A 12,031-nucleotide genomic window follows, 5' to 3' on the forward strand; every position below is an offset into this window, starting at 1 on the left:
CACCGGGCAGAGCCAGATGTCATAGTTGTTGGGCGATGTGAAGATCTCCCGTGTGTTGACGGTCTGGGAGCTGCCGGAATACATGTACCCGATCACGTAGGTATATGGCGTGCCGTTTCGGTCCGCGCCCAGCGCGCCGCCTGCGGCGAACGCCGTGGACGCAAACAGCGTCACACACAGCAGCAGCGCAAGCAGGCTTGCGCTATACCGTTTCCATTTCTGTTTCATCCTTCTTTTTTCCTTCTTTCCGCTTGTATTTGAAAAGGGCGGCTGGTTTTTCCAGCCGCCCTTTTTCACAAAAGAATATATACCAATAGTTTTTCGCCCGGAACACGCGGGGCCGGGCGCGCAGCACCTGGCTTTTGAATACCGCCCACAAAAATTTTTCCAGCGGCATCCCGTTGTAGGTAAAAAATCCGGCCAGCGCCAGCGGCGCGGCCCCCAGGATACATACCCAGCCCGTCGTTTCCGTTCCAAGCGTATCCACACATCCAAAGTACAATCCCACCGCTGCTCCCACAGCGGCAAGCGAGCATCCGAACTGCCGCAGCGACAGCCCGAAAAAAATGCTTTCATGGTATTGCCGTACTTCTTTCGGCACCTTTATCTCCAATTCTGTTTCACCTCGTTACAGGCTCATCATTTCCCGCACGATGCGGTCCGAGCCTTTTACCAGTCCCACAAGGACCATCATGTTGAAGATCATTTCCGCCACATAGGTCCAAACCATCGAAACCGCTGAGCCTGACGGCGCCGCGGGCGACCCGCTGCCCATATATGCGGAAAAGATCAGGCAGGACAGCACGATGACCGCACCTTCCAGGCACACGCCCACATATCCTTTGAGGAACGCTTTTCCCGTGGCCGCCGTCTCGCCGCTGCCAAATGCCGCGATGGGCACCGGGGCCAAAGCTGTGTAAATGTAGAGTTTGAAAAAACGGCTATACACCGTCATGATCAGGATAAAGGAAAGTACGGTAATGAACAGGCTGCCCAAAATCGTCACGAGCCACAGCGGGATGGACGCGAGAAAACCCACGTTTCCGATGGCCGCGCTGATCTCGCCGGGCAACGTGCCCACGTTGCCCGCCATACCGCCCATCTGCCCGGCCACCGTGCTTACAATGCCGCCGCATATATCGAACACGGCCAGCATCAGCGGCATACAGTAGGTGACGGCGGCTTTTGCCGCCACAAAATGCAGGAAATACCGCAAAGCCGCCTCCGGGCGGCGCAGCTCCTGAAAGTTCATCGTGTTTTTGAACAGCCCCATGGCGAAAAACAGAACGAGCAGCCCATACCCGATGGCCTGCAGCGCGTCGTTGATCTGCACAACGATGTTCCATATCCCACCACCCTTAAATTCCTGCGGCGTCATGCTCACCAGCTGCCAGATCTCCGCCAGCTTCTCATTCCATGTCGCCAATGCATTTTCCAGATTCTCTACGATCCAGTTGTCATCCAAATGATTTCACACCTCCAAAACAAACAGGGCGGCCGTTTCCGGTCGCCCTGTTCGTCAAACTCTTTTCAATTCACCGAATCAACCATTGATAGTCCTGTCGGCAGTCTACAATAAAATCCACGAATACTTTACGCTCTGCAACTTGATATACCATTAAATAATGCTCTGCAAAAAGCAGCTTGCGATATTTATGTGGCGGCAAATATGCATCATTCAGCTCCGGCGCTCTTTTGGGAAACTGTGACAGAGAAGCAGCGCTTTCTTCGAACATTTGCACAAGGCGTTCCGCTGCTTCATCATTGAACTCCGCAAGAAAAGCCGCCTGTTCTACCAGCATTTGCATAGCACGCGGTCTAATTTCCACATCGTAAACCTTTTCATCCATGCCGTTTTTTTGCCTCCTGGATCGCCTGACGCATTGCTGCTGCTACCTCCTGAGGCGTATACCCCTGTGCGCCATTCAAACGGTCTTCTTCCGCGGCAAGAAGTTCCTCCCGCAATTTCAACATTTTTTCACGGCGGGAAAAGGCTTCGATATCCATCACCACAAGATCTCCTTCGCCGTTTTTGGTTAAATAAACTGGCTCTCCTGTGGATTTGCACAGTGCCGAAATTTCGTTGTAGTTGTTGCGAATAGACGCCGATGGTTTGATGTTCATACTCCGCCCTCCCTGTTACAAATTAAGTACATATATATCTTACCCTCAAAATATTACCGCGTCAACTACACCGTAATAAAGTCCAAAATCTCCTTTGCAAACATAATGAGCAGGCCGCCGAAAAATGCCAGAAAACCGTTGGCCCGCTGGCTGGAATCATGGCTCTGTACCGCAAGGCCGATCTGTACGATGCCGTAGCCCGCTACGATAACGCCCACGGCGCGCACACACTGGAACACCAGGTCGGACAGGTTGTTGATGGTGTCCAGCGGCCCCGATGCGCCGCCCTCTGCAAAGGCCGGGACCGCCAGCAGCGTACCCAGCAGGCACACCAATACAATACGCGCATATCCGATGCGCGCCTTATAGCCGCGCTTTGCATCGCGCAGCGCCGCCGCGTCAGGCTTGTTCTTTTTTTCGTTCAATTTTCTTTTCCTCCAGTTCTTCTTTGCTGTGAAGCACCTCAAACGCCGAAAGCAGCTCCGGCGCAAGCGGCGTTCCCTTTTTCCATTCTTCCTGTACATCCTCCGCCGGAATACTGGCGGACAAGGCGCAGTAATCCTCCGGCACCTTGTATGGCGGCGCGCCGCCCATTTCCGTGTACCGGATATTCGGATGCCGGTTCAAGTCGTATTTCCGGTCCAGTACCGGACATTCGCCGCGGATGAGCAGCAGCGCGTCCCGGTCCACCATGCGCAGCTCCTCCGGCGTCACAAGCTCCCGGCCCGTATTCTGGAAGTTCCGGCTGGATGAACCGCCGCGCCCCTTTGTCTCCCCGCGTGTTATGGTATCAATGGTCGCCTTCCCTGTCATTTTGCTGATATACGACAAGCTTTCCTGATCGTTGCCGCCCAGGAACAGGAACGAATCGCAGTTGCCCACGACCTCCTCCCAGCTCTCCTTGTACATCGCCTTGATGGCGGAAAGCCCCTGTACCACAACGCTGCACCCGATGTTCCGGCTGCGCGCCGTGCGCAGGATCTGCAGATAGTTGTCCGGCTGCGGCGTATTCGCCCATTCGTCCTGGATGCACTGCACATGCACAGGCAGCGGCCCGCCGTATTTCTGGTCGGCAATGTAGTAAAGCTCCTGAAACGCCTGCATGAGGTAGGAGACGCCGCGCCTTGCCGGATTTCTCCGATAGGTTTCGGCGCTCCCCCTCCCGAACCGGACGGACACCTCTCGGCGTATCCGGCTCTCCGTCTACAAAGCTTAGGTTTGGATGCTGTTATAACAGCATGGGCATAGGGCAAGGGATTTTCGGCGGATGCGCAGCATGACGCGCTCCCACTCGGTTTCACCCTTTAGGTCTTTCAACTTTCGGACGTGGTGCATCACAATTTCTTTTGTCTCCGCACCACAAAGCTCACAAATGCCATTTTTCATTCGGCGGATCAGACTGCGCTCCTTGGTGTATTTTCGGAAGTTTGGCATAATGTCTGAAAAATCCGGGGCCGCTTTTACATTCTGCTGAAATCCATCGTGGTAAAATTGGAGTTCCTTGTCGCCGCCCTTGGTGATGTATTTCACAGAAAAGATACCGTCACGTACATATTTAGCCTTGATGTGCTTGTAGGTGGTACGGTATTTGCAGCCAAAGGTTTTGAACAGGCTTCCCCGCATGATTCTGTAAAAGCTGTTCAGAGCAGACACGTTTGCCGCCAGTCCGTAATAGTTGTAAAGCCCGCGGATTTCCGAATTGAATTTGCTTACAATTTGTGCGTCTGGCATATTGATGAGCTTTCCTCGGTAGGTCGGCTTCCATATCTCTTTTCCGTCAGGGCACTTTTTGATATACATCGCTCTGTATTCCAGCAGCTTATTGAACCACTTTTCATGGGGGAGATACAGCTTGACCTGTCCGTTCCAGTGACGTTTGAGATTTCCATTTTTATCACGGGAGTAATCTTGGCTTCTTGATACAGTCAGGTCGTAGCCGAGGAAGCGTACCAGCTCCGCAGAGTGGGTGATTTTCGTCTTTTCCTCCGATAGTGTCAGATTTAGCTCGTCATGAAGGAATGCACGTAATTTTCCTTTGATGATCTCCGCGTCAGCTTTTGGCCCTATAACCCCGATGATGAAATCATCCGCGTATCTTACGTACTGGATTTTCTTGAAGGTGGGGTCGATGGCTGGGAAACACGGGATGGAGAGCAGTTTTGCATAGAGTTCATTTACGCGGCCTTTTGCCCGCTGGACTTCGGCCTCGTCTCCTTGCTCCACTGCTGTTTTGCGCTTTTTCTCCCAATAGTGTGCCAACGCCAGAGTTTGCGAGTATTCTTTCTGCGGTTTGCGGTAGCTGTCCTGTCTGTCGTATTCCAATTTGAGCTTTTCTACGAATGTGTCCAGTTCGTTGAGATAGATATTTGCAAGGATTGGGCTGACCCCGGAGCCTTGGGGAGTGCCGCTGTAGGTGATGTTGTATTCCCAATTTTCCAGGTAACCTGCCCGGAGAAATTTCCAGAGCAGTTCGATGAAGCTCTCGTCGGTAATACGCCGTCTGACGATGCTGATGAGGACATGGTGGTCAATGTTGTCGAAACAGCCCTTGATGTCACCCTCTACGAACCATTTCACGCCTGTGAACGTCCGCTTTACTTCGGTCAGACACGTATGGCAGCTCCGATTGGGCCGGAACCCGTGAGAATGAACAGAAAATCCGGGTTCATAGATAGACTCCAGCATGACCCTGACTACTTCCTGCACCAGTTTGTCATCCGTGGATGGAATACCCAGTGGCCGTTTTTTGCCGCTGTTTTTCTTTGCAATATACTTCCGCTTGGCTGGTTGCGGCTGATAGCTGTGGTCTTTCAGCGATGCGATGATTCGATTGACCCTTGCCATACTCATGCCGTCCAGTGTGTTCCCGTCTGTTCCCGCCGTCATGCTTCCCTCTGAGGATGCGATTTTCTGATAGGCCAGCAGATACATTTCGGGATTGTAGAGATTGCGGTATAGCCGTTTGAATTGGTAGCTTTTGTCCTTTGCTTTGTCACCTAAGTTTTTCAATATAACTTCTGGACTTCTCATAGTGTCTCTCACACCTTTCCGCAGATTATATTGAGCAGTAGACTGTCTCACTTCGCCATGTGGACGGCTTTCCCGCCCTCGGACTACTATTGAGACTGTGTTACCTTGGCGGATATTCAGGGCCGCTTTTCTCATAGCGCCCATAGCCATAGCTGGCTTTCCGCTTTAGGCAATCCCCATTTAGCTTCAATGGAACATGAGCTGCCGTATTGTCGGATGGGATTTTTCGCCACTTTGCGCCGTTTCTCCCACGGCTGCCTGCTCCGAGTATCTCGCAACGCCCCTACACGCAAGTTTGTTGCCGGAGCACCGGCGGCTGAAACTCCTTTACGCCGGAGACGATGTTATATCTTGCTCGTGACTATCCTTTAAGCAGTTTAGCTTTCATCCTCATATACAGCTTTTCATCCTATTGTGCCTTGCTCACCGCATGGAGTTTGCGGCAGCGCACTCTCCGACATGCTACACTCCCTGTCAGGTTTCCCATTCCAGATAAGTCGGGGGATGATAGGTTGCTTTCAGTCTGTTTTGGGCCTCCTTATCCCATTGGATTTACTGATTGCGTTGATACTTTTACCTACTGTTTTCTCAAAACAGCATTCCAAAGAAACCGCGCCCGGATTTATTGCTTAACGCGCCCGGGCTTATGGGCGCACGTATACAGCATGCTCACCAGAAAATTCAGGCTGGTGTCGTTGTCCGGTATCACGCAAAAAATCGCGCGCTTTTCCTCCCCCAGCCGCCCAATATACATCTCGTCGCTGTCTGTGACGCGGGCCAGCTCCGGCAGATTGAAGGGCGCAAGCCGGACCGCCGCGCCGATGAGGATGCTTTTCGCGGTTTTGTCCTGCGCCTGCTTGAACACCTTGTACTGCTTGAGCGCAATGCTCTGCGGCTCTTCGCTTTCCAGCTCGTCAAACAGCAGGTCCAGCGCACTTTTGAAATTCGGGTCGCCCTCCCGCACCTCCGCCGCGTTGATCATCTCCATGACCATCGTGAAGTTCTGCTCGCACACAGGCGCTCTGTGCTTCAGATACAAAATGAGCGCCTGCAGGAGCGCCGTCTCCGCACGGTCCCAGAACGGGTCCGAGTTTTTCGCGTCCTTAGGCGTCGTGTTCGCCACAAGGTTCGTGACAAGCCTCAGCGCGTCGCTGTCTCTGCGCAGATAGGCGAAGGGATTGTAATGGCCGCGCATATTCACAAGGTCCAGCACCGTGAACGGGATTCCCTGCTTTTCAAACAGCCCGCCCACGGCGCGCAAAATCTCGCCCTTGCAGTCTGTGATAATATATGAGCAGCAGGCGTTCATCACATTGGGCAGACAAAAATACCGCGTCTTGCCTGCCCCGGAGCCGCCGACGACGAGCTGATGGGTATTGCGCTTTGTAATGCGCCCATCCAGGCCCAGCGCGACATGCTGTGTCAGCAGGATGTTTTTCTCCCTGTGCCGCCTGTCCCGGTACTTTTTTCCGATGGTCCGCGGGTCTCCCCACCGGGCGCTGCCGTATTCTTCGCCCGGACGGCGGTTGCCGCGCCCGGATTCCACAGCCACGGCTCCCGCCGGATACAGCAGCCCCGCCAAAAGCAGAAAACGCCCCGTGTCCTTTGTCCAGCGGACCGAAAACGGGGCGTTCATGCAGACGGAGAAACGGGCGAGCACCCTGGACAGGGATGCGCCGCCGGAAAACGCATCGGCCAGCGCCGCGGCGAGCCACAATGCCAGTGGGAAGCCCAGCGCCCACAGGATGTACCGGGCCGTGCGGCCCTGCTGCGGCTTCACCGGGTCAGCACGGCGTTCTTTGCCCTGCTGCGCTGGCGCAGGTCCAGCGCGCGTTCAATGCTGCGGTTCAGCACCTTGGAAAGGTCGCAGGTCTCCCGCAGCATATTCAGGCGTTCGGGCGCTTCCAGCTCCCCGTACTGCTGTACGACGCCGGAAAAGTCCGGCTGCTCCACCGGGACGCCGTACCGTCTGCACAGCGCATAGCATACGCTGTGCGCATCCAGCTCATAGGGCCGCGGGTCAAAATCACCCGCCTCCATCCCTGTTCCGATCTGCGCATAGACGATCTCGCGCGCCAGCGCGCGGAACGATGCCGCGCCCGAAAGGTCCGGCTGGATGGCGATGCGGTTTTCCTCCGGCTGGTATTCCGCCTCCCCGAAGATATCTGCTGTCGCGACCACCTCCACGGGGCTGCTTTGCAGCAGCGCGCCCAGCGCCTTTTCCATATCCGGCGTTCCGTCCCGCAGTATCCCACGCACGGGAACCGGGTCGCCTGCGGTCTGCGCCTTGTCGTACACATAGTCCAGCTTGATGTACCCGCTGCGCGTATCCCGCATGAACACCTGTACGGGCGTTTCAGCCTCCCGTATTTTCCGCCCAAGCTCCGCCCATTTTTTGCGCGGCAGAAGCTGCGTTGCGCCGGGGCGCTGCTTCCATACTGTGGCGGTATTGGCCGCATTGTACATGGTCTGCGCGTGCAGGTCCAGAAACGCCCTGTATTTTTCCGGGTCCGATGTGACCTCCATCACCGCCGCGTCACGCCGCTCATAGGCCTCTGTGCGTTCCTCCTGTTTTTTCTGCTTAAAATCCTCAAGCTCCTGATTTCTGTTTGCGATCAGGTCTGCGATATTTGCCATAGCTTTTTTTCACTCCTACAACTCAAAATACGGCTCGTCCCTCGTTACCGTACGGACGGCGTTGTCCGTCTGCGTGCGTGCCTGCTTTTGCAGGCGGTCGATGGCCGCGCGCACGGACGGACGTTCAGTAGCAGTCGTCCTCGCATTGCTGTCTGAGCCATGCCCGCGTGTCTGCGAGGCGCTGCCGGACCGACCGCGGGCGGCTTCTTTTTTTACCTCCACCGCCTTTTCCCGCGGCACAGGGTAGCCCATATGCTCCAGCACGCGGTTGACGCTTGCCGCCGCGCTGGCCGGAAACAGGATATCGTTCAGCCCGTTGTCCAGAGATTTGTTTTTGATCGGGCAGAACAGGGCGCCGTATTCCTTTGCAAGCTGTCGGAACTGCCGCAGGTCTTCGCTTTTGATGGGCAGCAGCTTCAATTCCTCGCCGCTGCGCAGCAGACGCGTCAGATGCGTGGGGCCATGGGTCTTTTCCTCTTCTTTGGCCAGAGCCACCAGGATCGCCGCAAGGTTTTTTGCGCCAAGCCCGGCCAGCTTCACAGCCTCCTCCGTGATCATCAGGCTGTCCCGCACCAGACGCTCCGCCGCGTCACCTCCCGTATTCATCGCGCTTCACCTCCTTTCGCTTTTTCGTTTCTTCCCGCTGCGCGTCCGTATGGGCCAATGCAAGCTGATCCCGGATATGCTCCATATCCGCCTCGATCTGCTCGCACAGGCGCAGTTCCCGGCGCATGGCCCGAAGCGCGCTGGTCAGACGGTCGATTTGGGCGGACAGCTCCGCCCGGTTCATACCATTGGATGAATCCCCCCTTTTCCGGTACAGCGCCGCACGCCGGTGCGTCATGCGTTCGATCTCTGTTTTCGTCTGCGCCCTGTACGCACAGAGCGCGGCGCTGTCCGTGATTTTGTGTTCCAGCAGGAACTGATGCTGTGCCAGATACCGGTCGAAGCGGCGCAGCTCCCCGCGCAGCGCATAGGAGACGTGGCGGGGCGCGCGTTTGCGCCGGACCTTGCACAGCAGGTGCAGGTATCGGTAAGTCAGGGCGGCAAAACCGGAATATCCGGCCCGCCCGGACGCAAAGCGCCCGCGCAGGCGGTAGGCCCTGCGCGGGCGTGAAGATGGCTTTTGATTTTCTTTTTTCCGCATGTTTTGCCGCGCCGGGCGCGGCGGGACTTCGGGCGTGGCGGGCGTCCGAAGCTGCTGCGGCGGCTCCAGCCGCTGACGGATGGCCGCCTCCGTGTATTCCGGCCCCAGGGATTTCAAGCGCAAAAACTTGCCGCCCGTTTTATGGCGGACCGCCATATATTTGATCTCCGGGCCGTATTTGACGATGTATCCGCGCCGCTGAAGGCCCAGCACAAAGGTCTGGAAGCTGGCAGCGGCGGCAAGCACTTCGTCCACATCCGCTTTTACCATTCCGCGCATGGTGGGCTTTTTCTCTTTTTCGTCCAGCCATTCCCGGTACTGCTTCCCTTTGTTTTGTGGCTCAATGACGGAAAGGCCGTATTCGCGGCAGAGCGCGTCTGAAACGGTACGGATTCCGTTGTAGTAATCGTTGAAGTTGTTTCGGAACATCCTGCCGTCCGCATACGAGCAGGCGTTGAACACGATGTGGTTATGCGGATGGGCTTTGTCCAGATGCGTGCCAATGACGGTTTCATACCGTCCGGCCAGAAATCGGCGGACAAATTCACAGCCGATCTCATGCGCCTGCTCCGGCGTCACCTCTCCGGGCCGGAAGGACTGGATGATGTGGTAGCCCTGCACCCTGTTTTGGTCCTTGCCCCAGCGCCGTTTGGTCGCGTACATTTCCGTGCAGGGCGCGGCAAGGCCGCAGTTGAATGCGTCCGTGAACAGGACGCTTTCTGTTTTGGTGGCATCCAGTGCATAGCCTGCCGCTGTTTCCAGCGCGGTCTTTTTTCCGTTGAGCGCATAGCGCACACGGCGGTCAAGGCGGGTGCGGATCGGAAATATTTTTGTGTATGCCATTCACAGACTCTCCCTTACAAGCGAAAGCGCCTCGCTGCACAGCCGCTGCAGTTCCTCCACCTGCGTGGGGGAAACGCTTTTGACCGTGTTGGCAAGGCGCGTGATCTGGTTGATGTTGTTTGCGATCCCGGATATCTCACGGACGAGCCGGAGCTGTGCTTCCGTTGGTCGCGGCTTTATTTCCACACCCATGATGAGATTGCGGATGAGTGGTTCTTTTTTGCTGCCGCATTCCGATGCCAGTGCATCGAAGCGGACGGCTTCTGTCTGTGAAAGCCGGACTGTAATTTTTATTGGACGCTTGGTCATGATTCTTTTTTCCTATTATATTTAAATCAACTTTTTCTCCGAGCAAACATTCACAAAATCAAACTTCTCGTTTCAAATGCCAGACGTGAAGCCTACCCAAAATCTTTTTGTTTTACAGAGCACATTCTGTTCTCTCCTATAACATCCTGTATATTCCCCTTTTCAAAATTTATTATAGAGCATTTATGCATACTTAAAAAAACCATCACTCAAACCACGAGGTCAACTGATTGATGAAATGAGTGATGTGTGGTATGATGAAAATAATTATTGATACAGTGAGGTGCTATATGAAAAATAAAAAGCCTCCTTTCGAAATCACAAATCAAATGATTGACCAGGTGGCGGAAATTGCTGAACTGGTGGGAAAAATATCTGCTGCCTTTTCACTTTCCATCAATCCGACTCTACGCCGCAGTAACCGTATCCGCACCATTCACGGGTCTCTGGCAATTGAGCAGAATACGCTTTCTTTGGAACAGGTAACTGCTGTGCTCAATGGAAAACATGTTCTGGCGCCGCCCAAAGATATTGCGGAAGTAAAAAACGCCTATGAGATCTATGAGCGACTGGATAAACTTGATCCCTATTCGGTGGACGATTTGCTGACTGCCCACAATATTATGACGCGGGGTTTGGTAGAAGAATCTGGTATGTTTCGTACACGGCCCGTGGGTGTGGTAGATCGTGAAGGGCATATCCTTCATTTTGGGACATTGCCCCAGTATGTTCCTGATCTGGTGATGGAACTGCTGGACTGGGCAAAAAACAGTAAGGTACACACGCTGATTCGCAGTTGTGTTTTCCACTATGAGTTTGAACTGATCCATCCCTTTGCCGATGGAAACGGCCGTGTGGGCCGCCTATGGCATACACTGTTGCTTTCCAAATGGAATTCGGCTTTCGCATGGCTGCCGGTGGAGTCTATCATCCATGACCGCCAGCAGGAGTATTATGAGGCTATCAACGCCTCCAATGGCGCCGGAGAATCCACGGTATTCATTGAATTCATGCTCTCTGCCATCAAAGCATCACTCATCGATGCCATCAACACGAATGATGAAATGAGCGATGGGAAGATTGACAAGGTAACGCTGCGCTGGCATAAAATTCAGGAGTATCTAAAAACTCATGACTACATTATGAATGCCGATGTCCGGGAGTTGTGCGGCGTATCCGCGGCAACGGCAAATCGGATACTTGCCAGCTTTGTTGCAGAAGGAAATCTTATTAAATACCACGAAGGCGGACATTGGGCATATAGAAACCATGACAAATGAAGTAAAAAAAGCACTGATGGCAGTATTCTCTTTTGTGCTACTATTACACATTTATGTAGTGCAAAAGAAAACATCATAGCTTTTAAATTATCTACCGACTTTTCCATTTATGGGGTCTTAGGGGCTATGCCCCTAACAAGCGGGCAATTTGCCGTCAAAATGCCGTGCTTGCAAGGACAGCGCACGCGCTGTCCTTTACCTGTCGAAAGGAAAATGACGCCATCCTTCTTTGCATTTAGTTATCTGCATTCCAACTTCCAACACGATTTATCTTGTTACTTCTGTTTGACTGTGATATATTTAAGCTACCAGCTATCTTTAATATATATATATTTGTTGGGAGTGTGACTTAATGTCTGAAGGAAAACGTATCCGGAGAACGCCGGAACAGATCGTTGCTGATTTGGATGTCCAAATTGAAAAGCTGAAAGATTCCATCCTGGAATTGGAAAACAAAAAAGCAGCGTCTGTCACTGAATTCGATAACAAGATCGCCGCTGTTAAAGAAAAAATCGCTAAATTAAATAGTGTTTACACGAGCGATATGGTATAATGGGAGCAAGAGAGCCGAAAGAGGTGTTCCCATGAGCAATGAACAACAACGCCACGACATCAGCGATGCGGTATGGAGCCTGCTGGAACCGCATCTGCCAGGACAACG

Annotated in this window: 15 protein-coding genes; 2 read left to right on the forward strand and 13 right to left on the reverse strand. The window is 53.8% G+C overall.

What is annotated here, in order from left to right:
- The 13 genes from IIY41_RS12125 to IIY41_RS12185 all read right to left on the reverse strand — a co-directional run.
- The coding region (locus IIY41_RS12125) for a hypothetical protein (RefSeq protein WP_287400939.1) at nucleotides 1-228 on the reverse strand (228 nt) is incomplete at its 3' end.
- Nucleotides 203-613: a PrgI family protein gene (locus IIY41_RS12130; RefSeq protein WP_117474308.1), complete on the reverse strand. Its 411-nt coding sequence runs from the start codon at nucleotides 611-613 to the stop codon at nucleotides 203-205. The genes IIY41_RS12130 and IIY41_RS12125, both read right to left, overlap by 26 nt.
- Before the next feature lie 15 nt (nucleotides 614-628).
- Entirely contained in the window at nucleotides 629-1,465 is an 837-nt protein-coding gene (locus IIY41_RS12135; protein WP_287400941.1) for a VirB6/TrbL-like conjugal transfer protein, CD1112 family, read from the reverse strand.
- Between the two features lie 70 nt (nucleotides 1,466-1,535).
- Complete coding sequence (locus IIY41_RS12140; protein WP_058723637.1) at nucleotides 1,536-1,850, reverse strand: type II toxin-antitoxin system RelE/ParE family toxin; 315 nt, start codon at nucleotides 1,848-1,850, stop codon at nucleotides 1,536-1,538.
- Nucleotides 1,843-2,124, reverse strand: coding sequence for a type II toxin-antitoxin system prevent-host-death family antitoxin (locus tag IIY41_RS12145; protein ID WP_287400944.1), 282 nt, complete (start codon nucleotides 2,122-2,124; stop codon nucleotides 1,843-1,845). The genes IIY41_RS12140 and IIY41_RS12145 overlap by 8 nt, the downstream gene beginning before the upstream one ends.
- 65 nt (nucleotides 2,125-2,189) lie before the next feature.
- Nucleotides 2,190-2,549: a glutamyl-tRNA amidotransferase gene (locus IIY41_RS12150; protein WP_287400946.1), complete on the reverse strand. Its 360-nt coding sequence runs from the start codon at nucleotides 2,547-2,549 to the stop codon at nucleotides 2,190-2,192.
- The gene (locus IIY41_RS12155; protein ID WP_287400948.1) at nucleotides 2,524-3,228 is read right to left on the reverse strand and encodes a type IV secretory system conjugative DNA transfer family protein; all 705 of its coding nucleotides are present in this window, start codon (nucleotides 3,226-3,228) and stop codon (nucleotides 2,524-2,526) included. The genes IIY41_RS12150 and IIY41_RS12155 overlap by 26 nt, the downstream gene beginning before the upstream one ends.
- 108 nt (nucleotides 3,229-3,336) lie before the next feature.
- Nucleotides 3,337-5,154 (reverse strand): reverse transcriptase/maturase family protein, encoded by a 1,818-nt coding sequence (locus tag IIY41_RS12160; protein ID WP_287400962.1) that lies wholly within the window; start codon nucleotides 5,152-5,154, stop codon nucleotides 3,337-3,339.
- Nucleotides 5,155-5,776: 622 nt separating this feature from the next.
- Nucleotides 5,777-6,934 (reverse strand): VirD4-like conjugal transfer protein, CD1115 family, encoded by a 1,158-nt coding sequence (locus IIY41_RS12165; protein WP_287400949.1) that lies wholly within the window; start codon nucleotides 6,932-6,934, stop codon nucleotides 5,777-5,779.
- Nucleotides 6,931-7,791: a hypothetical protein gene (locus IIY41_RS12170; RefSeq protein WP_287400951.1), complete on the reverse strand. Its 861-nt coding sequence runs from the start codon at nucleotides 7,789-7,791 to the stop codon at nucleotides 6,931-6,933. Before IIY41_RS12170 ends, IIY41_RS12165 begins: the two co-directional genes overlap by 4 nt.
- 15 nt (nucleotides 7,792-7,806) lie before the next feature.
- Nucleotides 7,807-8,397 carry a PcfB family protein gene (locus tag IIY41_RS12175; protein WP_287400953.1) on the reverse strand — a complete coding sequence of 197 codons (591 nt, stop codon included), beginning with the start codon at nucleotides 8,395-8,397 and terminating at the stop codon, nucleotides 7,807-7,809.
- Entirely contained in the window at nucleotides 8,381-9,781 is a 1,401-nt protein-coding gene (locus IIY41_RS12180; protein WP_287400955.1) for a relaxase/mobilization nuclease domain-containing protein, read from the reverse strand. Before IIY41_RS12180 ends, IIY41_RS12175 begins: the two co-directional genes overlap by 17 nt.
- Nucleotides 9,782-10,090 (reverse strand): MobC family plasmid mobilization relaxosome protein, encoded by a 309-nt coding sequence (locus IIY41_RS12185; RefSeq protein WP_287400957.1) that lies wholly within the window; start codon nucleotides 10,088-10,090, stop codon nucleotides 9,782-9,784.
- 290 nt (nucleotides 10,091-10,380) lie between these two features.
- Between IIY41_RS12185 and IIY41_RS12190 the strand changes: the two genes are divergently transcribed.
- Together IIY41_RS12190 and IIY41_RS12195 are read left to right on the forward strand one after the other, a co-directional pair.
- Nucleotides 10,381-11,370 carry a Fic family protein gene (locus IIY41_RS12190; RefSeq protein WP_205457256.1) on the forward strand — a complete coding sequence of 330 codons (990 nt, stop codon included), beginning with the start codon at nucleotides 10,381-10,383 and terminating at the stop codon, nucleotides 11,368-11,370.
- Between the two features lie 352 nt (nucleotides 11,371-11,722).
- On the forward strand, nucleotides 11,723-11,923 hold the full coding sequence (locus tag IIY41_RS12195) for a hypothetical protein (protein ID WP_287400960.1): 201 nt from the start codon (nucleotides 11,723-11,725) through the stop codon (nucleotides 11,921-11,923).
- Nucleotides 11,924-12,031: the final 108 nt, after the last annotated feature.

Origin of the sequence: Ruthenibacterium sp., from assembly GCF_017421385.1 — a bacterium.
Taxonomy (GTDB): domain Bacteria; phylum Bacillota; class Clostridia; order Oscillospirales; family Ruminococcaceae; genus Ruthenibacterium; species Ruthenibacterium lactatiformans.